General features: G+C 43.7%; 14 protein-coding genes and 1 pseudogene. 12 read left to right on the forward strand and 3 right to left on the reverse strand.

From position 1 onward, the window contains the following. Positions 1–86: 86 nt before the first annotated feature. Positions 87–554, forward strand: a pseudogene (locus QUA53_RS14060) (transposase); the annotation flags it as partial. A gap of 209 nt (positions 555–763) precedes the next feature. Here the strand turns inward: QUA53_RS14060 and QUA53_RS14065 are convergent. The 3 genes from QUA53_RS14065 to QUA53_RS14075 form a co-directional block, all read right to left on the reverse strand. Continuing rightward, entirely contained in the window at positions 764–2,311 is a 1,548-nt protein-coding gene (locus QUA53_RS14065) for a glycosyltransferase family 39 protein (RefSeq protein WP_333097953.1), read from the reverse strand. A gap of 824 nt (positions 2,312–3,135) precedes the next feature. Next, positions 3,136–4,092, reverse strand: a complete 957-nt coding sequence (locus tag QUA53_RS14070; protein ID WP_333097952.1) for a decaprenyl-phosphate phosphoribosyltransferase — start codon at positions 4,090–4,092, stop codon at positions 3,136–3,138. A gap of 214 nt (positions 4,093–4,306) precedes the next feature. Next, positions 4,307–4,735 (reverse strand): hypothetical protein, encoded by a 429-nt coding sequence (locus tag QUA53_RS14075; protein WP_333097950.1) that lies wholly within the window; start codon positions 4,733–4,735, stop codon positions 4,307–4,309. Between the two features lie 879 nt (positions 4,736–5,614). On the opposite strand from QUA53_RS14075, the gene QUA53_RS14080 reads away from it, so the two are divergent. From QUA53_RS14080 to QUA53_RS14130, 11 genes are all read left to right on the forward strand, one after another. Further along, a complete protein-coding gene (locus QUA53_RS14080; RefSeq protein ID WP_333097948.1) occupies positions 5,615–6,949 on the forward strand; it encodes a DUF4912 domain-containing protein in 1,335 nt (444 codons plus the stop codon). Positions 6,950–7,481: 532 nt separating this feature from the next. Continuing rightward, the gene (locus QUA53_RS14085; protein ID WP_333097944.1) at positions 7,482–8,798 is read left to right on the forward strand and encodes an ABC transporter substrate-binding protein; all 1,317 of its coding nucleotides are present in this window, start codon (positions 7,482–7,484) and stop codon (positions 8,796–8,798) included. A 182-nt stretch (positions 8,799–8,980) separates the two neighbouring features. Next, positions 8,981–9,889, forward strand: coding sequence for a sugar ABC transporter permease (locus QUA53_RS14090; RefSeq protein ID WP_333097942.1), 909 nt, complete (start codon positions 8,981–8,983; stop codon positions 9,887–9,889). Between the two features lie 71 nt (positions 9,890–9,960). Beyond that, the gene (locus QUA53_RS14095) at positions 9,961–10,824 is read left to right on the forward strand and encodes a carbohydrate ABC transporter permease (RefSeq protein ID WP_333097940.1); all 864 of its coding nucleotides are present in this window, start codon (positions 9,961–9,963) and stop codon (positions 10,822–10,824) included. A 111-nt stretch (positions 10,825–10,935) separates the two neighbouring features. Further along, positions 10,936–12,018, forward strand: coding sequence for an ABC transporter ATP-binding protein (locus tag QUA53_RS14100; protein ID WP_333097957.1), 1,083 nt, complete (start codon positions 10,936–10,938; stop codon positions 12,016–12,018). A gap of 333 nt (positions 12,019–12,351) precedes the next feature. Continuing rightward, positions 12,352–12,699: a hypothetical protein gene (locus QUA53_RS14105; protein ID WP_333097938.1), complete on the forward strand. Its 348-nt coding sequence runs from the start codon at positions 12,352–12,354 to the stop codon at positions 12,697–12,699. Positions 12,700–13,071: 372 nt separating this feature from the next. Continuing rightward, positions 13,072–13,509, forward strand: a complete 438-nt coding sequence (locus tag QUA53_RS14110; RefSeq protein ID WP_333097937.1) for a DUF3574 domain-containing protein — start codon at positions 13,072–13,074, stop codon at positions 13,507–13,509. 98 nt (positions 13,510–13,607) lie between these two features. Then, positions 13,608–13,874 carry a hypothetical protein gene (locus QUA53_RS14115; RefSeq protein ID WP_333097936.1) on the forward strand — a complete coding sequence of 89 codons (267 nt, stop codon included), beginning with the start codon at positions 13,608–13,610 and terminating at the stop codon, positions 13,872–13,874. Between the two features lie 330 nt (positions 13,875–14,204). Then, complete coding sequence (locus QUA53_RS14120) at positions 14,205–14,717, forward strand: hypothetical protein (protein ID WP_333097935.1); 513 nt, start codon at positions 14,205–14,207, stop codon at positions 14,715–14,717. A gap of 223 nt (positions 14,718–14,940) precedes the next feature. Continuing rightward, positions 14,941–16,971, forward strand: a complete 2,031-nt coding sequence (locus QUA53_RS14125) for an ABC transporter ATP-binding protein (RefSeq protein ID WP_333097934.1) — start codon at positions 14,941–14,943, stop codon at positions 16,969–16,971. A gap of 642 nt (positions 16,972–17,613) precedes the next feature. Continuing rightward, positions 17,614–21,051: a PAS domain S-box protein gene (locus QUA53_RS14130; protein WP_333097932.1), complete on the forward strand. Its 3,438-nt coding sequence runs from the start codon at positions 17,614–17,616 to the stop codon at positions 21,049–21,051. Positions 21,052–21,182: the final 131 nt, after the last annotated feature.

Below are 21,182 nucleotides of genomic sequence, written 5' to 3' on the forward strand. Positions count from 1 at the left end.
CTCAATTTTCTGCCTTTAGGGAGCCTGTGCCAATCACAGGCTCCCTTTTCTTTCCCTTGTTAGTCTAAACTCCAGTTTGGGGCAAGAAGAATCAAAGAGTGGAAGTCCCAATTGTGAATGAGAAAGAGCGACAGACTTACTTTGGTTCCGTAAATATTGCGACTGGTCAATGTCTAATTCAGGCATATCCAAAGGGAAATGGAGAACATACTATTCAATCTTTAAAGTATCTGATGAGCCAATATAAGGCTCAGCAGATAGCATTAATTTGGGATGGCGCTAAATATCATTCTTCAGCAGAGGTTAAAGATTTTTTATCAGTGGTGAATAATGGTTTAGATGAATCTAATTGGAAAATCACTTCTTTGAGATTTGCGCCCAACTATCCGACTCAGAATCTAATAGAAGATATTTGGTTACAAGCTAAACAATGGATTAAGGATTGCTATCATATGTGTAAGACTTTTGCTGCCGTCAAATGTATATTTAAGTTACTTACTCATTATCAGATATTTGATTTCGCTAAGCTTCACATTTATGGTAAATTCTCATAAATCATCTAGGACTACTATATTTGGTGTTATATTAGTTGATAGCTGGGGACTATTTGGGGTAGCTAACTTTTTGGCTGAAAGTCTTGCAGTTTGTCAGATCCCAAAAGACATATAGCACTACTAAACCAAAAGGCTCATAACGGGACGGAAAAACTAAAAAATCTGCTGCTTTCATCCAGTCGAGGACATCTTGATAGCATCACATCCGTTTATTTACCTGTGCCAAATATTTTTTTTGTGGTAGTAAGAATGTTTCGGGCTGAAAAATACATCAAAGCCACTAAAGGAATCACCAAAATCACTACGAAATACCAAGGAATACCTGCATAGATAAAAGAGTTAACCCAGAGATTTATCGTGCTGCTGGCATATTCATTAGCTTCAGAAGATGTATCTTGGATTCTGATAATTGGTCCATGGGTTAGCATCCGAAAAATATTACCAAATCCCGCCTTCAACATATCTATTGATTGGCTATTTCCCCAACTCCAAATAAATACTTTATCACCAATTAAACCGCGCTGTGTGGCATACTCCATCCGAAAGTGCCAATTAGAAATAATTGATGATAACCCTAGAATAAAACCAAAAGTTCCTAGAATTATGGAAGTAAGTTTTAAAAGTTTGTCTCTCAGTACATACTCAATATTGACCGCAAATGGTAAAAATATTAAAGGCAAAATAGTAATGTAGTGCCTTGGCCCCCATCCCCAAGCGCCATACCAACTTCTTAATCTACTGTGAAGTAGAAACCATAGTATTGTTAAAGCACCAATGTATATGGCTTCTTTCTGATGTTCTTGATAAAATTTCTTAAACAGGAATGCAGACAAAATTAGTAAAGGTGCATAAATCAATAGACTTTTCCCTGGGCTAATGAGTATACCTGCTATTCCTACAAAAATATTTCCGTCTAAAGCGTTATTGTGTGCATATACTGCTGTTTGTACAGGCGATTTATAAAATATTCCTGTTCTAAGATAGTTATACCAACATTGCCACGCGATAAAAGGTAACAATGTTAATCCTGCTAAGAACAATCCCTGAATGCGTGTTGCTAATGTTGAGCGATAAACGATTAACAAATAAGCACAAGTTACTAGGATGGCTAATATCATGGATATACGAGTGATAAAAGCGAATCCTAGGCAAATAAAACAACCAACTAAATACTGGGGTGTATTTTTATGCCGATATGTTAATAGGAGAAAAAAAGATACTGTCAACAGTGTGGCACAGAGTACACCGTCATATAAGTTGCGAGAATAAGTCCAAAAATATGTGGTCAGTGCCAGACATAATGTTGCTAAAAAGCTGGGGATTTTTGCTACCAAAAATCTAGTATACAATATCGCAAAGAAGGTTGTGGCTGTAATTGCTGAATAAACACCGGCTTGAAAAGATAAAATAAAATTTTGTAGTAATACTATTTTATCTAGACTGACAAATCTAGATAAAACATTTTCTAGCATCACATTTATCAATGCTGTTGGTAGTATGAAAAGAGTGTTGCCAATTTCATGAGACCCATAAGCTTTGCCATTAGGTGCCAATTGAAATACTCCTGACGGTAACTTATCAAAACCTAACTGTCCGTGTTTAACTATTTGAACTGCGACTTTGTAATGGGATACACCTTCAGAAGTATCAAATCCACTATTACTTAGAGCAAATAAAGCCCAGAAAAAAATAAAGACGTTGAAGTGTATTTGATGTTCGCAATAAATTTGACGACCAACTTGAATTAATTTTTTCATTTTCCTTTGCCTACGAGCGCGAATTTACGAAAATTCATGTAGTCTGTTCTGACAGGACTTTTTTCCTGAATTAGAATGACAATTAAACAGATTTAGTGAAAGTGATAGCTGAAATTACACTTAACATTAACCCCTCCCCCAACCAGTGGGCCATACTGCAATACAATAAAATAAAGATGTCAAATGGGTTCTGTAAATAATTATATATAAGAACATTTTATCTTCAAATATACCATAAATTTTCCCAAGTTGTTTAAGGTAGAGATAAGGTTTATGTACCCATTCCCCGGCAATTTTATCCCACCATCTAGGCGGATGTGGTAGTGTATAAACCTTGAGACACCACTATCCCGAAAGCCATACTCCTAAAACATCAGTATGTAAACTATCACCTATTACTACTACTTGTTTATGGTTAAGTTGTATATAAGCAATTGCCTGGTAAATGCAGAAGGAAAAGTTTTTTGGGGCTGGACTAATCGCCTGAATGTTTAGACTATGAAACCAATATTTAACTCGATAATGTCGTTTCCCATTTGAGAGAATAAACAAATGCAACCATGCAAATTTTGTCTGTGTAATCCAATCCTCTGGATCCGGAGATAAATATACTGGTCATCTTCAGAGATGATCGTGTCGTCTAGATCGAGAATGATTCCTTTAATTCCAGATTCTCTCAAGCAGTTAATCTCAATTTGAGCTAGTAGATCTGCTCCGTGTGCCAATGTAGGAAGTTTTCTTTTGATTCCTATCTGGCGTAACTTTAGCAACAAATTCTTTAAATTTCCCATTTCCCTATTCCCAAAATGTTGATCTTGAAATTTTTAGTCGATTAGTGATTGATGTTTTAGCCACAAAATCGTAAAGCAGGTGAGAACCCAACCGATAACCGTGAGTAGTATTGGCACGTCTTTTAAGAGAACTTCTTCAGGTCTTTCACTGCTACCTCCTTGCTCAATATTAGTATCACTGTTAAGAGAAATTTCCTGGGGTTCGCTTAGTAGTTGATAGCGAAAAATGCCATAGAGTAAAAATGGTATTGTCAGTAGCATCCAAGAAGTGGATGCTCCACGCATATAGGGGCCTGAACTCCAAAGTGCATAGGTTACAATTGTACTAGAAGTAACAACGTTTTCCATGCTATTCAACATTGGTAAGGAGTAGCGTTGGAGGACAGAACGAGGTGTGCTACCTTTGAGTTGTGTCAATCGCAGTTCTGCTTTGCGCTTCTCAATCCCTAAAAACAATGCTAGCATTGCTGTGCAGAGTAGAAACCAAGATGATAAAACTACACCTGTAGCTGCTGCACCACCAAAGGCTCTGAGAACAAATCCGGTGGCGATTGCGCCAATGTCCAAAATCACCATCCGTTTAAGTCGAAAATTATAAGCAACTTGCAATAAGGCATAAGCGGTAATGCTTGCACCTAACTGAGGAGTCCTTAACCAGCTAAGAGTCAAAGCGCTACCTAATAGCAAAACAGCCATCCCTATCGCGACGGGAATGCTAACTAAGCCGGATGCGATCGGTCGCTGCCTTTTGACGGGATGTTGACGATCGGCTTCGATATCGACAAGATCATTAATTAAGTAGAAACTACTAGACGCTCCACAAAATAATGCAAAAGCCAACAGGCTACCTAGTAATGATTGTAAATTGATGCTAAAGGCAAACAAAGGTGCAGCAAAGACAATGAGATTTTTTGTCCATTGCCTTGGACGCAAAGCCTTCAAGTAGGCTAGTTTTCCTGGTAATAATAAAACATGATTTTTTGTAGACATACTCTTTGGGAATTTTATTGTTTAACATTATGATAAAAGTGTATTTTTTGAATTTCCGGCTTCATATTGTCGAACCAAAAATTCTTTTGTTTGATAGTTGAGAGCACTAAAATATATTTGCCTTTGTCTCTGATTTGTCATGGGTACTTCTATTCTTACCTTAGTCTTTCCCCAAACATATCCACAGACATCTCCCCACAGTAGATGACATTCATCAATCATACACAAGACAAGTTTTCCAGCTTCTATCTTGTCTCGTTTTTCTGCCGAAATTCTCTCTATTTCTATCTTTTTTGTTTCTACCAATTAAGGATTTTTTTGTTATTTTATTGAGTTTCATTCCAGCTAATCTTTGCTTCATCAAGTAATTAATGTATAATAAGTTTGATTTGAAGCGAGCATCATACTTGTCTTCTATATATTCTCGAAACTCCTGTAGGCTTAAATACACTTGAGGATCTAAGTAATTAATAATCTCCCGGCGTTGCGCTTGACTGAGATAGGCGTTTGACCCTTGATACTTCAGTTTTAATTCTTCAACTCCATTTTCGATAAATTTCATTTTGCATTGACTGATAAATGTTGCTGATACATTTAATATTTTTTGTATTTTAGAACAAGGCATCCCCTCAATCCACATCATTAACTCTCAAAGCTCACTTCATTTGTATCGGAGCTGGGTTGCTATCTATAAAATCATTTAACTCTTTTAAATGTTGTTGCTCACACATATTGTTTTTTTTATTAATATTCCCTATGCAAGTATTATACTCCACAACCATTATAAATTATAAAATTTTGTGAATCATTTAGGATTCCTATATAGTCGTGGACGCTGGGAGCCAAGAAACCGGGTTTTTTACCGAATCTGCGATGGTCTAACGAAGTATTTTCGTAAAAAACCCGGTTTCGAGGAGTCGGATTGCATCGATCGCTGACATATCTAAACGATCGCCCCCACCCTCCAAATCCATCAAAAGCCCCCTATCGCAATATGTCATCAAATCCTGACATTCGCTTCACCACCGATCCCCCTACTCCCCAAAATGTCAAGATTCCCTGACAATCTGATCCCCAAAATCACGAAAATGCGTATAAGTACCCAGGATTGAGGGAAAAGACCCCTTGACCCGATCGCAAGTTGTCTGCAACATTAAGTCATGACAAAGCGATCCCAAAGAAATGCTTGAATTAAGCAGGCCTGGGAGTCGAATAGCGCGTGTGCTGCTAGCACAGCGTTGCTAGCAGCACCGGTCGCACTCACAAAGTCGATCTTGTCAATCAAGAATCGACAGATAAAGCTTTATTTAGATCGGACGGTGCGCGCAGAAGCCAATAAGTCCAAACCCTCGATCGCATGGGGGACAAGACAAGCTAAAAACAAGCAAGGCTTCAAAGGTTGGAGAGATTTGGAAGCTCGATAATATGTGGATTTAAAAGAGTTTCTAACTCAAAAAGTCAACACACTTGTGTTGAAAGAAAAAATCTAACCCGCCATCCCAAATTAGTGGAGAACGAACTCATGGCAAAAGAACGCCCACCATTAGAAGAGATGACTTTGCGACAACTCCGCAGAGTTGCTAGCGAATGTGGAGTCTCTCGCTACAGCCGGATGCGGAAATCGCAACTCCTGGCATCAATTCAAGAAATTCAGCGCACCAAATTTTCCTACAGCCCATCTCGCAAACTAGAGGCACAAGAAGCAGTGGAAGCAGCAAAGTTTGAACTCGGTCAAGAAGATAGAACAGGCGGTTCTTTGTCGTCTGTAGACGAAGGTTTAGCAGATTTGCCCAACGGCTACGGCGAAAGCCGGGTGGTTTTAATGCCCCGCGATCCTGAATGGGCCTACACTTACTGGGACATTCCCAACGATCGCAAAGAAGAAATGCGCCGCCAAGGAGGACAGCAACTCGCCCTGCGGATCTACGACGTTACAGATGTTAACCTCGACACTCAAAGCCCGCACAGTATTCAAGAATATCCCTGCGACGAACTGGCACGGGAATGGTATGTGCCAATCCCCGTGAGCGATCGGGACTACGCGATCGACATCGGCTACCGCTGTGCAGATGGTCGCTGGCTGGTATTAGCCCGATCTGCCCAAGTCCGCGTTCCTCCCGTCTATCCCAGCGACTGGATTGAAGATCAATTCATCACCCTCGACTGGGAAGAAGAGTTGCAAGGCAAAACTTTCGCCGAACTGGTTCCTCCGGCAAAGAAAATGGCACAAGCAGCCAATGGCTTTGGTTTCAGCACCGAAAATGCTATCTACGAACAAATCTTCGGCATGGCAGAATCTGCCGAATCCATGCGCGTAGCGGGTTCTATCTTCGGTTCCATGCAGCACGTCGCCGGTTCGGTCCAGCAAGTCGGCATCCACGAACAAGCCCTCAGTTCCTACGTGTTCCCCTCCGGCGTCGGAATGTGGGCGGCTCCCACCATGTCCGGCCTTACCGCGTCAGGTGTCGGTATGTCCGGCCTCACCATGTCAGGTGTCGGTATGTCCGGTCTCACAATGTCCGGTTTCGGTATGTCGGGTGTCGGTATGTCGGGAGTTGGCTTTGCCGCCCCGATGCGCCCTCGCCAGTTCTGGTTAGTTGCGGATGCCGAACTGATCGTCTACGGCGCCACCGAACCCGACGCTACCGTCTACGTAGGCGGACAGCCGATTAAACTCAATGCTGACGGCACTTTCCGCTTCCAGATGTCCTTCCAAGACGGCTTAATCGACTATCCGATTTTTGCAGTAGCAGCAGACGGCGAACAAAACCGCGCCATCCACTTGAAATTCAACCGCGAAACCCCAGAACGGCGCACCAATACCAAGCAGGATGCCGTTGTGGAATGGTTGGGCTAATCCCAAAGCTCGATCGAGCGGCGGGCGATCGTGCAGGTTTGTGCCAATTTTTGAACCATCACAAGGCATAGCCTCAGCCGATCGTGATTTGTTAAGGTTAATCCCAGACAACAACCCATAACACCCCCTATACACCGTTCTCCTGTTTTGAGGAGCGGTGTTTTTTGTGTTTAGAAGGAAGAAGGAAGAAGGAAGAATTATTTATTTAAATGTTCTCAATATACTTGAATTGCATAAATCTTTGATTGAAGGATCAACCGTAGATTACAGGCAGATAAACACAGATAAACGCAGATAATCTCAAGATAGTTGATGATTTTTGTAATAGGTTTAATATCTATCTGTAGATAGATGTTGATTTAACTCGCCATCTAATCAGTTCAATCAAAATTTGCACTTTTGACTCAAGCATTATTAAGTAAGCTAAAGTTTACTTAAACTTTTATTGCATAAACTCGGTAAATCCAGCGAAACAAAAGAAAGCGAGTTATGAGAGAAATAAGGCGATCGCAGCGCCATTTCTCAAAAGCAAATGCAAAACATAAATTCCCCGCAGCAACGAAGCCAGAAGCGTCCCCGTCTTTTAGCCTTATTCGCTGCCACATTAACCGCCGTCTTGCTTTTATTTATTCTGCCGGCACTGACTCAACAGCCAGTCGTGCTCACCATGTTAATGCAAGGCCAAGACATTGTTAACTGGAAACCCTTTGTCAAAGAATTTGAACAGAAAAACCCCGACATTCGCATCAACCTCATAGAAGGGCCTTTTGACACCAACCTCATAGAAAATCTTTATACATCTGCCTTTCTTTTAGGCGAATCGCCCTACGACATCATCAACATGGATATTGTCTGGGTTCCCAAATTTGCAGCCGCAGGTTGGGTAAGCGATTTGACAGACAGAATTCCCCCGGAACAACTTTCCAAATTCATCCAAGGTAACGTCGAAGGCGGGCGGTATCGAGGCAAACTTTACCGAATTCCCCACGCTTCCGATGCCGGAATGCTTTATTACCGCAAAGACATTTTAGAACAAGCGAAAATTCCAGCCCCGAAAACCTTTGAAGAGATGGTAAAAATCTCTCAAAACTTGCAGAAACAGGGAAAAGCTACTTGGGGTTATCTGTGGCAAGGCAAACAATACGAGGGAGTATCTGCGATGTTTGTCGAAGTGCTCTCCGGTTTTGGTGGCTTCTGGGCTAACCCTCAAACTTTTGAAGTTGGGTTAGATAAACCGGAGGCAATTAAAGCAGTGGAATTTCTCAAAAATACGATCGCCTCCGGCATCTCTCCTCCGGGTGTCACCACCTACGGAGAAGAAGAAACCCGGCTGTTGTTTCAAAATGGCAAAGCGCTGTTTTTGCGAAACTGGCCGTATGTTTGGAAGCTGGCAAATGCCGAAGGATCGAATGTTAGAGGCAAAATTGCGATCGAGCCAATGCTCAGCAGTACCGGTAAAACAGGCGGTTCCTGCTTGGGCGGCTGGGGCTGGGGAATTGCCAAAACCTCAAAACATCCAGAACAAGCGTGGAAAGCAATTCAGTACCTTACTAGCGAGGAAACCCAGCGCAAATTTATTTTACAAACCGGTTTAATTCCCAGTTACAAATCACTATTTACCAACAAAGAAATAGTCGCAAAATATCCCCACTACCCGCAACTGCTAAAAGTAGTGGAACGGCCAGCTTTGCGCCCGCCCCTGGCACAATACGCTCAAGCTTCTGATATTTTGCAGCGTTATTTGAGTTCAGCTTTTACCGGGAGAATGAGTGCAGAACAAGCAATGAAAGCAGCAGCTAACGAAACGCGCAATTTATTAGGCAGTTTGAAACAACCCCAAACTTCATAAATTTGACCTCTTGCCTCTGTCAGAAACAGGCAAGATGCCTGTGAAGCGAAGAGTGATTTTTTTTATTGTGGGACGGGCATCTTGCCCGCCCGAACAGGCTTTCGGGCCTGTTCCACAAAAAGTTAATTCAATTGTGGGGCATTGCTTTTAGCCCGCCCAAAAATAAATTAAAGGTGAAAATTATGCAATTAGACAAGATGCGACAGCGCGAACAAACAACCGGATGGATATTAGTAGCACCAGCTTTGATAATTCTGCTGCTAGTATTTGCTTACCCAATATTGCGCGCTTTTTGGCTGAGTTTATTCACCCAAAACCTCGGTACTGAATTAAAACTGGTTTTTTCTGGTTTTGCTAACTACAGTCGAATGTTAGGCGACGGGCGTTTCTGGCAAACTTTAGGCAACACCACAGTATTTACAGTCGTCTCTGTTTTGGTGGAATTAATTCTCGGTATGGGCATTGCCTTAGTCTTAAATCAATCTTTCACAGGGCGCGGCATTGTTCGCACAATTTCTCTCCTGCCTTGGGCATTGCCCACTGCATTGATGGGAGTAGCTTGGGCGTGGATTTTTAACGACCAATACGGCGTAATTAACGACATTTTGAGGCGATTAGGATTGATTCAAAATAGCATTAGCTGGCTGGGAGATCCGACTTTGGCAATGATGGCAGTGATTACAGCAGATGTGTGGAAAACTACGCCCTTTGTCAGCTTGCTTTTGCTAGCGGGATTGCAATCAATTCCCGGTGATTTGTACGAAGCCCACGCGATTGACGGCGCCAGTAGCTGGCAGAGTTTCCGTCAAATTACTGTGCCCCTGCTGATGCCCCAAATTGTGATTGCTTTGCTGTTTCGATTTGCCCAGTCTTTCGGCATTTTTGACTTGATTCAGGTGATGACGGGAGGGGGACCGGCGGGGGCAACGGAGACGGTTTCTATCTACATTTACAGCACGGTAATGAGGTATTTAGACTTTGGGTACGGGGCGGCTTTGGTGGTTTGTACTTTTTTGCTGTTAGTGGCAGCAGTTGCGATCGCCGCTTACCTGTTATCGAGAGCCCGCATCAATGCAGCCGGAGGAAACTAAGACGATTTTACATTTTGGATTTTGGATTTTAGATAACCCACAGTTGCACATTTATTTGATTGGTATAAATTATGTCGATAGCCCGCGAACAACCCACGAAAAAAACCTTTAACATCCGGCAATTAATCTTGCCAATCTCAGCGCTCTTAATTGTCGCCTATTTCCTCGCACCTATTATCTGGCAGGTGCTAACTTCTTTCAAAGTAAATGCAGATATTTCGGCGATTCCCAACATCTACATTCCCAAACGAATTACTTTCGAGCATTACCTGTCGCTGTTCCAGCGCCGCCCGTTTGCCCTTTATATTTTAAATAGCGCTTTTGTTTCCATTACTTCAACATTGCTGTGTTTAGCAGTAGGCGCTCCCGCAGCTTACGCTTTAGCCCGGTTGCGGTTGTGGGGCGAGAGAATAATTCTGGCAACTGTGACGATTGTAACGCTATTTCCGGCAGTTCTGCTATTTTTGGGACTGCTGGAAATTGTCAAAGCTTTGGATTTAGGCAATAATTATTTAGCATTAATTATTCCTTACACAGCGATCAATCTGCCCTTGACAATTTTGGTAATGCGGAGTTTCTTTCAACAGTTGCCCAAAGATTTGGAAGATGCGGCTAAAGTAGACGGATACAACACTTTCCAAATGCTGTGGCAAATCGTGCTACCGATGACATTTCCCGCGTTAGTCACAACGGGAATTTTGACATTTATTTCAGCTTGGAACGAGTTTATTTTTGCACTAACATTTATGACTCGCGAATCTCTAAAAACAATCCCAGTCGCCACGGCTCAACTCAGCGGGGTGTCAGTATTTGAGATTCCTTACGGCCCGATCGCCGCAGCCACCGTTTTGGGAACTTTGCCCTTAGTTTTGCTGGTTTTAGTGTTCCAGCGGCGCATTGTTCAGGGTTTAACTGCGGGGGCTGTAAAAGGATAAATCGATTTTAGATTTTAGATTTTAGATTTTAGATTGAACTGGTTCCTGGGTTCTGGCTGGGAACGAGTCAAACAAGACAGTCAACAGTCAACAGTCAACACTTTAAAAATCATGGCAAAATTGCAACTAAAAAACCTCAATAAAACCTACAGCCCTAAAGTAGTTCCCGTAAAAGACATTAGTTTGGATGTCAGCGAAGGAGAATTTCTAACCTTGCTGGGGCCGTCGGGGTGTGGCAAATCTACGACACTGCGGTTAATTGCAGGGTTAGAACAGCCAACTAGGGGCGAGATTAGAATTGGCGATCGCGATGTCACTTATCTCAGACCGGGCGATCGCGATATTGCAATGGTTTTTCAAAGTTACGCGCTTTATCCGCACATGACAGTATACGAGAATATGGCATCGAGCCTCAAACTTCGCAAAATCTCCTCCAGCGACATCAATCGGTTAGTGACAGAAGTTGCAGCATCCCTAGGATTGACGGAATTAATCGATCGCAAACCCGGCAAATTATCAGGCGGACAGCGGCAGCGAGTCGCCCTCGGCCGAGCATTAGTGCGCCAACCGGAAGTATTTTTGCTCGACGAACCTTTGAGCAATCTCGACGCATTATTGCGGGAAAAAGTTAGGGCAGAACTCAAACAATTATTTTCCTCCCAAAAAGCTCCTGTAGTTTACGTCACTCACGACCAAACCGAAGCAATGACGCTTTCTACAAAAGTCGCAGTTCTTAACAGCGGCAACGTTCAGCAACTAGACCCGCCACACTTAATTTATACCCGTCCTGCCAATCAGTTTGTAGCCGGTTTTGTGGGTAGCCCGCAAATGAATTTGCTAGTGCTTAAATGCCAGGGAAATTTTGCTCAGTTGGGCGATTTTCGAGTTCGACTACCAAATATGCCGACTGTGCCCCCAGAAATTGTGTTAGGAATTCGCCCGGAACACGTCGGCTTTGCAGATGCAGAGGCCGGTAAGATGTCGGCCACAGAGGCAATTAAAGGTGAGGTTTTTTTAGTGGAAAACTTGGGAATGCAAAATTTAGTTAGCGTCCGAGTTAAAGGTTTGGAGTCAGTAACGGTGCGGGCTTTGCTGCCAAATGACCGCCACTGGAATTCCGAAATTGTAGAGCTGGTTTTTCCGCCTCAGTTGCTGCACTGGTTTGACGTAAAAACGGGCGATCGCTTGCAATAAGAATTTGCTTTGCAGAGCAGGATTGATTAAAAATTGTCTAACCCTGTGCTGAAAAATATTTTTTTTTCTTCTAACTAAGTTATGACTTTAGTTAGAGGTAGAACTATTTGGCTGCTGTTAAGGTGATATTCATGTGTGAAAAAGCTAATTGGCTGACACATAGGTGGCGTGTCTACCAGATTTTATCGCTAACCTATAACTCTATTTAGGTGGTTAATCGGAAGTTAAAGCTAAGTTGGCTTTACCTCGCATTAGCTGCTGATTTTGGAGCGAGTCAATTAGATGAAAAAATGTTGAAAATTATCACCAATCAACTTAGGGAGTATTACTGAGATGAATTTGATTTCCACAGCCATTGCTCGCATCAGTTCCCTGCTTAAGGGCTTTCAAATTAAGAGTTTTTTGAGTGTTGTCCTAGTCGGTTTTCTGGTGCTGACAACCACTGTTGATTCGGGACGCACTAACAAAGGTTTTGCCACGCAAGCAAGCTCAAAATCTGAGCTCAACAATCCTGAAAGACCCCAAACCACGCGCGAATGGAGGCAAGAAGCTCGCGAAACCTCAGACTCTCCCGGCGATCGAGCTCAGAAGATTGGCCAAGAGGCAGGAGCAGCCGTGAAAGAGATGGGGGAGATGTATCAAGACACTGCTAAGAGAAGTATCCGCGAATTAAAGGATTAGTAGCTCCACCTAAAAAATATAACACTGAGAAACCTGATTGCTTTCGGGGGGCAGCCAAGAGTGCTCGCCCTTCCGGGTTTCTGAACACATGGAAAGTTTGACGTTTAAATAAGTTGAGCTACTTAATACGACAGACGCAATCAAGTAGGCGAGCATACATAAACTAGAACAGATGCTCAAAAACCCAGTTTCACCTGAGAAACTGGGTTTTTGAGTTGGAAGTCTTTTCTGTTAAATTAAATCAAATTCGCGTTAAAAGCCCGTTGCTCAAACTCGGTGGTTAAAACTGAGATATTGCAGTATTCTCAATCATCCTTTCAAGGGCACGCTAGAAACAACGGCCCACAATATAGAAGTTCCACGTAATTCCTGATGAATAAACATTTTAACAGTCTTTGCTTGACCGGCCTGCTGTTCATCCTGCCTGTTTCTCCGGCAACAATTGCCCGCGCTCAACTTCCCGAAACTTCGGATATTAATGCCCAGCAAACAAATCTCCTCAAAGATGAACTCTATTTTGGCTTAACAAAACCGGGAGGCGAGACAATTTCTGAATCAGAATGGCAGGAGTTTGTCACAGCAGTTATTACCCCTCGCTTTCGGGAAGGGCTAACCGTATTAGACGGCTCCGGGCAGTTTCTCAACAGAGCGGGTATTCTGATTAGAGAAAACACTAAAATAGTTATTTTAATTTATGAAAGTAGTCCTGAAAAAAATCAAGCTATTAATGAAATTATCGAAACTTACAAGCGCACTTTCCTGCAAGAGTCTGTGCTGCGGGCAACCAGCGAAGTTAAGGTTTCTTTCTGATGTGGTCATCCAATCAGCGTATTTATGATATTATCCGTGGTAATCAAGGTCATATCCTCAAAGATAATTAGGGTGCGGTGCAAGAAAATTCATAAGTTGTGGGTATCGATCGCCAACTGCAAAAAATCGCTAGAAAAACCTGCCCGGGAGAAAACAAAAACATGATGAACGACGGCAACCAAAAAGCTGAAGCGCCTGAAACCCAGGAGTCACAAAATTTGTCCGGCATGGCGAAAGCTTTTCTTGTGAGCGTGGCTTGGTCTTACGCAGAGGCATTGGAGCGAATGAAACGATCGCGAAATCCACAGCAACCCGCGCCGGAATCTCCGACAGAACAAGTCGAACCCGATCCTGAAAAAAATTAATGAAAGACTATTAATGCGATCGATTTGACAAACTATCTGAGGGTGCGATCGAACGCAATAGTCAGTTAGCTGTTTTGAGTTAAAAACAATCAACTCAGAACAGCGAACTGTGCAGCTTTAGCCGGATTTGTAGGGGATTTTACAAGAAAAAAAACTGAAAGCCCCGTGACCCTTCAACAAGCTCAGGAAAAGCTTTAGTCCGGGGATGACAGCGGCGTTGCAGGTGCGAACCTCAACTTATATCTATGCCTAAAAGAAATTTAAACTAAACAAAGTACGGTTTTACCGCTACAGTGTACAAAACAAATAACCAATTTTTAGATCGGTCTCATGTCTAATTCAAAAATGATTGGTAAAGCGATCGCAGGTGGCCTTTGCTTCGGCATCCTCGCCAGCTTCACCGCTTCACACGGCCCCGCATCCGCAGCAGCACCAATAATTGCCCAAGAAACAGCAGCCCCGGCCGCTAGCAGCATCGACCAGCAACTCCTAGGTCAATGGCAAGGCACAGTCCCCTCCGGTCAGTCTTTCACCTTCGTCTTTGCCCCAGAAGGCAAATTGTTTCTCATGGCTAAAGGCCCCGACGGAGCCGCCCGCGCCAAAGAAATGAGGTACAAAGTTAATCTCGGTGAAAAACCGATGCACCTTGATGTCGGCCTCAGCAGCACAGAAACCGTTGAGACTGTTTTTGAGTTGACTCCCGAAGGTCAAATGCGCCTTCAGTTGCAAGGCACTAATCCCGGACAGGCGAGACCTAATTCCTTAAACGAACAGGCAACCGTGTTTAAAAAGGTCTCCGAGGCCACTGCACTGCCTGCTGACACTCAAATCATTGGTTTTTGAGGAAAATTACTCGCAGGCAGAAGGCACTCCAGTAGTTCTGAGTTTTGAGTTTTAAGTTATAAACCATTTAAAATTCAAAACTCATCCACGGCGAAGCGTTGCGAAGAATGTTAGCTTTCGCCATCTGTTATGCAAAGCCATCTTAAAATCTTCCTACTGCCTTCTGCCTTCAGCAGGCCCTGCTACAATCCACTTAATCTCCATTTAACTGCCATAGACCTCCATGAGTGAAACCGTCCTAGAAGTTCGCAACCTGCGGGTTCAATTTCAATCTGCGGACGCAGGCGATGCGTCTGCAACCGTCAAAGCGGTTGACGGCATTTCGTTTGAGGTCAAGCGAGGGCAAACTCTGGGCATCGTGGGAGAGTCGGGATCGGGAAAATCGGTAACATCCCTCGCTGTTATGGGTTTGCTGTCGAGTTCGTCAACGAAAATCGACGGCGAAATTTGGTTTTATTCGACAAAAGACGGCGCTAGCAATGGGCCTGTGAATCTGCTGGAAATGCCGGACAGGGAAAAACAAACATACCGGGGCAGCCAGATTGCGACGATTTTTCAAGAGCCGATGAGTTCGCTAAATCCCGTTTATACGATCGGATTTCAACTCACAGAAGCCATTTGTTTGCACCAACAGGTATCGCAGACAGAAGCGCGGCGTCAAGCCGCTTCTCTGCTGCAAGAAGTGAAACTGCTACCGGGCGACGATGAGATCAGGCAGCGGTGTTTGGCTTTGCGGCAAGAGCACTCCCGGACTGCTGCGGGGAATCAAGCAGTTATGGAGGACGATCGCGATTTGATGCAGCTCGTCAACGGCCAAAAACAAGCTATGCTCGATCGCTATCCCCACGAACTCTCAGGCGGCCAAATCCAGCGCGTGATGATTGCAATGGCCATTTCTTGCAATCCAACTTTATTAATTGCTGATGAACCGACAACGGCTTTGGACGTAACCGTGCAGGCAACAATCTTAGCTTTGCTGCGGGAGTTGCGAGACTCTAGAGGCATGGCAATGATTTTTATTACCCACGATTTGGGCGTCATTGCGGAAATTGGCGATACGGTGGCGGTGATGTACCGAGGCAAGATTGTTGAGTGCGGTGCGATCGAACAAATTTTCAGCAATCCCCAACATCCTTACACAAAAGGTTTATTAGCTTGCCGCCCAACTCTCGATCGGCAAAGGCGCCGCTTGCCGACAGTTTCCGATTTTATGGATGTCACCACAAATGCTAGCGGCGAATTAGTAATTGTCGAGAAAAATGCCGATGTAGACGGCGACAGCAGCGGGGGAAATCCCGCTTTTACAACCGGAAAACCGCCTCGGCTGCCGCATATTTCCGGGCCTTTACTGGCTGTTAATAACTTGCGAGTCGGTTTTCCGGTGCAGGGAATGTTTGGCGAAACCAAACGCTTATTTATGGCGGTCAACGATATTTCTTTTGAGGTTTATCCAGGCGAGACTTTGGGTTTGGTGGGCGAGTCAGGCTGCGGCAAATCTACTTTGGCGAGAGCTTTGCTGCAATTAATTCCGATAGCCAGCGGTAAAGTGTTTTTTGAAGGTCAAGAAATTACGCCTCCTGCCAAAAGTAGTTCGGCATCGCAGTGGATGGGTAATTATCGGATGAAAAAAGAGTACGATCGCAAATTGCGGTGGCTGCGGCGCGATCTGCAAATTATTTTTCAAGACCCTTTTAGTTCTCTCGATCCGCGCCTAAATGTTGGGGATGCGGTGATGGAACCGATGGTGATTCACCGCTTTGGTAAGAACCAGAAAGAACAGCGCGAGCGCGCGGCTTATTTGTTGGATAGAGTGGGTTTAAATCCCGATTTTATGCGGCGCTACCCTCACGAGTTTTCGGGCGGACAGCGGCAGCGAATTTGTATTGCTAGAGCTTTGGCTTTGAATCCTAAGTTTATTATTTGCGATGAGTCGGTTTCAGCATTAGATGTGTCGGTGCAGGCGCAAGTTTTAAATTTGCTGAAGGAGTTGCAAACAGAGTTTGGACTGACTTATATTTTTATTTCTCACGATTTGAGCGTGGTTAAGTTTATGAGCGATCGCGCGATCGTCATGAACAAAGGTAAAATCGAGGAAATTGGCACTGCTGAGCGCATTTACCGCCAACCGCAGCAAGCTTACACGCGGCAACTCATAGCTTCTATTCCAGCAGGGAATTTGGAGCGAATTCGGCAACAGCAACTAGGTCGCCCAGCTTGGCCCCCATCGCCTGCAGATGAATCGAAACACGTTTGAGCTTTAGGCTTTTAAACTGGTATCAATTACCAATTACTAATTAGCCATTACGCGCAAACATATCGGGCTACGAAAAACTGCTACGAAGTTTTTTTCATTTTATCTTCAAAAATTAGCAGTTTACCTTGATTTTAATTTCATAATTTATGGTCAAATTCTACCTGCTTGAACTTAACTAACATTCCGGGTTTTTCAACCCACAGCCAAGGCGCTCCACGCAGTATTTTCCTACATCAAACCCTGTTATTTCTAGACGCACAAAGTGGAGTATAACACGCTACTCTAACACAGTAATCAGCTTCAGGCTCCGCCTACATAATTAGCTTATGCACCCAGGAGTGCGAGTTTCAGAGTCCAGAACTAGCTAAATTAGGCCAAATGTCCAATGACTAACAACAATATGTCGCGTAGTATTATAAGTAAACTCTCTCGAGGAGTCGGAAAAATTATAAAATGGGTACCCAAGCTAAAAAGAGATTGGTTGCTACTTCCGTAAATACACTTAATTATCGCCTCGTATTGCGTAAATTTACGTAATTATCGAATACTAGAACTCGCCACATAGGAAATATTTATAATATTTAAACATCTTTATTGTAATTTTTAAATCAGCACAACTCAAAGTAACTCTAGATTAAAAGAATGAAACATTCAGTTCAACTAGAAGAATTCAAAAGCACTAAATTGGTGAAATTGCTGCAAGTGTTGTGGACAAAAATTACGGCAGCAGTCACCACAATACAAAAATCAGAATCTAGAAAGCAGTATGAAAAAAAAATGTGCCTAGCGACGATCGCCCCTGGCAGTGTATTCTCAATTTTGATAATTGTACTGCTTCTCTTAAACGGGTGGCTCGTAGCTAACAGCGGTGATAATTTCTACGATAGCCAACTCGCCCTGGGATTTTTGGCAATTGCAAATATTGTCTTTTTAGCGGTATCGGCCCGCTCAAACGCCTCTGCTGTCGTAGCCCAAAACGATCGCCCCTCCAGCCCACCTAACGCGGGCGATCGCTTTTTTAGCCTCTCGCTAGATCTGCTGTGCGTCCTTAGTTTTGACGGTTATGTAACACTGATCAACCCAGCAGCAGAAAAAATACTCGGCTATTCCCCAGGAGAAATGATTGGCCAACTCTTCCTCGAATTCGTGCATCCAGACGATCGCGAAGCTACTTTAAAAGAAGCTGAAAGTCTTGCTGCGGGGAATAATACCGTTGGGTTTGAAAACCGCTGGCGCTGTCGGAACGGTTCTTACAAGTGGATAGCCTGGACTGGTAGCCGTTTCTGGGAGGAAGAATTGATGTATGGTGTCGGCCGCGACATTACCGCTCAAAAACAAGCAGAAGCAGCGCTGCAAGAGAGTCAGCATTTTGTTGAGCGAATTGCCAATACCAGTCCGAATCTTCTCTTTGTTTACGATGAAAGCGAGCAGCGAAATGTCTACAGCAACCGCGAAATCAGTGACATCCTCGGCTATACCGCCGAAGAAGTTGAAAACATGGGCAGCAATCTACTGCCCACCATCATCCACCCTGACGACTTAGCTAAATTTCCCGGATATTTTCAGCAATTAGAAAATGCTCCCGACGGCGAAGTTATTGAGTACGAATATCGGGTGCGCGACAAACATAATTGTTGGCACTGGTTAGTCAGCCGGAATATTGTATTTAGCAGAACAGAGGAGGGAAAAATTAAGCAGCGTCTCGGTGCTGCTACGGACATTACAGAGCGCAAAATAGCAGAACAAGCTTTAGCAGAACAATTGAAACTTTCTTTATTCACAGCAGATGTGGGAATTGTTCTAACTCAAAACCAGGGTTTGCGTACAACTTTGCAATATTGCGCCGATGCAGTTGTGCGCCATTTGGATGTTGCCTTTGCTCGGATTTGGACATTGAATGAAGACGGAAATGTATTGCAACTGCAAGCAAGCGCGGGGATATATACTCATATTGACGGCGCTCACAGCCGCATTGCTGTCGGCGAGTTCAAGATTGGTTTAATCGCCCTGGAGCGACAACCTCACATCACTAATTGTGTGAAAGAAGATCCCCGAATCCAGGACAAAAAATGGGCCTCACGAGAAGGAATGGTGGCTTTTGCTGGATATCCGCTAATTGTTGACAATCAGTTGCTGGGAGTAATCGCGATGTTTGCTCGCCAGGAGTTGAACGAATCAATGCTGATTGCTTTGGCGTCAAGTGCCGATACGATCGCCCTGGGAATTAAGCGCAAACAAACAGAAGAAGCTCTCGCCAGACAACAGCAAACTTTGAGGGCAATTATTGACAACGCTCCGATCTGGGTATGGCTGACAAATGCTAGCGGGCGGATGTTATTAATTAACAAAACTTTCTGCGAAGATGTGGCTATACCTGAATCAAGTTTTTTAGCAGCATCTCACTATTCCGAAGTTTTGGGATTAGAAGCATCTGCTACGTGCATGGAATCTGACGCGCAAGCGTGGAGCCAGGATATTCCCTGTTATGCTGAAGAAGCGATGCAGCTTGCTGATGGTAAAAAACATTATTTGGAGACAATTAAAACTAAGGTCAAAGATGATTTTGGAAACGCGATCGGCTTAATCGGTTTGGGTTTAGACGTTACAAAACAAAAAGAATCTCAAAGACAGTTGCAAAAGTCGGAAGCGAGATTCCGCAAATTAGCGGAGCAGGAAGCGCTGCTGAATCAGCTAGCTAGCAATATCCGCGAATCTCTGGATTTAGGTACTATTTTAGCAACAACTGTGCAGCAAATTCGCGACTTGCTGCAAGTCGATCGCTGTGTGTTTATCTGGTATTTGCCCGACGCTTCGCCACCTGCTTGGGATGTCGTCCACGAATCTAAAAATGATGATTTATTCTCGCTTTTGGGTTATTACCCGGCTGACATAAGGGGTACGCTGCCGCAAAAAATCGCTAAGTTGGAAGTTTATCAAATAGATGATGTTGCAACTTTCAGCGATCCAGTAGAAAGGGAATTCTTTTTGCAGGTTGGTTGCAAGTCTGTTTTGGATTTGCCGATTAAAAGTGCCGGAGGTTTAACTGGTGTTGTTAGCTGCGTTTCTTGCAGGGAGGTTCGCAAGTGGACAAAAGAGGAAGTGGAGTTAATGGAGGCAATTGGCGATCAATTGGCGATCGCCATCAGTCAATCTGAACTTTACACTAAAAGCGTCGATTCAGCTCGGATAGCACAAGAACAAGCTGCAAAACTCGAAGTAACTCTGTGCGAACTCCAGCAAGCTCAAACTCAACTCGTGCAGGCAGAAAAAATGTCTAGTCTCGGTCAGATGGTAGCAGGGATAGCCCACGAAATCAATAACCCAGTCAGCTTTATTTTCGGCAATCTTACCTACACAGAAGAATACACTAGAAACCTGATGAAACTGCTGCAAATGTATCGAGATGAATACCCGGAACCTTCTCCAGCGATTCAGGAGGAAATAGAAGTTTTAGAGCTGGATTTTGTGCTAGACGACTTGCCGAAAATGCTGTCTTCTATGCAGGTGGGAGCTACTCGCATCCGGGATATCGTGCGTAGTTTGCGGAATTTCTCTCGCCTCGATGAATCTGACATGAAAAAGGTTAACATTCACGAAGGCATCGACAGCACATTGATGATTTTAGAACACCGTCTGAAATTTCAGCCCGATAGCGTAGGGGGTACGGAGTCTCATCGCCCAGCAATTCAAGTCATTAAAGAATACGGACAACTGCCACGGGTGGAGTGCTACGCCGGACTCTTGAATCAGGTGTTTATGAATATTATCGCTAACGCTATTGACGTGTTACAAGAAAAGCTCGAAAATCCGGGAATTATCCGCATTCGTACAGAGGTAGAAGGTACTCTCGCTGTGATTAAAATTGCTGATAACGGTGCAGGTATCACCGATCGAGTCAAGCAACGGATATTTGACCCCTTCTATACTACCAAACGCATCGGTTCAGGAACGGGAATGGGTTTAGCGATTTCGCATTCAATTATTGTCGAAAAACATAAAGGTGAAATTAAGTGTTTATCGGTGGTGGGGAAAGGCACTGAATTTATAATCGAGATTCCGATTAAAAGGGCAGAAACTTAATTTTTTCGGCAAAAATACTAATAATCGTCAGTTGGAAAACCCGATTTTCTTGTACTAATCTTAAGACGGACGCACCCGAGAAGCTACAACTAGATAAAAGTTATTTTATCATAAATTTGTCTGTGCGTATT

Source organism: Microcoleus sp. Pol12B3 (assembly GCF_036701355.1).
In the GTDB taxonomy this organism is placed as follows: Bacteria; Cyanobacteriota; Cyanobacteriia; order Cyanobacteriales; family Microcoleaceae; genus Microcoleus.

Bases quoted from the DNA above. Each gene is read 5' to 3' on its own strand.
- QUA53_RS14085 (WP_333097944.1), top strand. From the start codon at position 7,482: ATGCAAAACATAAATTCCCCGCAGCAACGAAGCCAGAAGCGTCCCCGT.
- QUA53_RS14065 (WP_333097953.1), bottom strand. From the start codon at position 2,311: ATGAAAAAATTAATTCAAGTTGGTCGTCAAATTTATTGCGAACATCAA.
- QUA53_RS14125 (WP_333097934.1), top strand. From the start codon at position 14,941: ATGAGTGAAACCGTCCTAGAAGTTCGCAACCTGCGGGTTCAATTTCAA.
- QUA53_RS14080 (WP_333097948.1), top strand. From the start codon at position 5,615: ATGGCAAAAGAACGCCCACCATTAGAAGAGATGACTTTGCGACAACTC.
- QUA53_RS14090 (WP_333097942.1), top strand. From the start codon at position 8,981: ATGCAATTAGACAAGATGCGACAGCGCGAACAAACAACCGGATGGATA.
- QUA53_RS14110 (WP_333097937.1), top strand. From the start codon at position 13,072: ATGAATAAACATTTTAACAGTCTTTGCTTGACCGGCCTGCTGTTCATC.
- QUA53_RS14120 (WP_333097935.1), top strand. From the start codon at position 14,205: ATGTCTAATTCAAAAATGATTGGTAAAGCGATCGCAGGTGGCCTTTGC.
- QUA53_RS14075 (WP_333097950.1), bottom strand. From the start codon at position 4,735: ATGATGTGGATTGAGGGGATGCCTTGTTCTAAAATACAAAAAATATTA.
- QUA53_RS14095 (WP_333097940.1), top strand. From the start codon at position 9,961: ATGTCGATAGCCCGCGAACAACCCACGAAAAAAACCTTTAACATCCGG.
- QUA53_RS14100 (WP_333097957.1), top strand. From the start codon at position 10,936: ATGGCAAAATTGCAACTAAAAAACCTCAATAAAACCTACAGCCCTAAA.
- QUA53_RS14130 (WP_333097932.1), top strand. From the start codon at position 17,614: ATGAAACATTCAGTTCAACTAGAAGAATTCAAAAGCACTAAATTGGTG.
- QUA53_RS14070 (WP_333097952.1), bottom strand. From the start codon at position 4,092: ATGTCTACAAAAAATCATGTTTTATTATTACCAGGAAAACTAGCCTAC.
- QUA53_RS14105 (WP_333097938.1), top strand. From the start codon at position 12,352: ATGAATTTGATTTCCACAGCCATTGCTCGCATCAGTTCCCTGCTTAAG.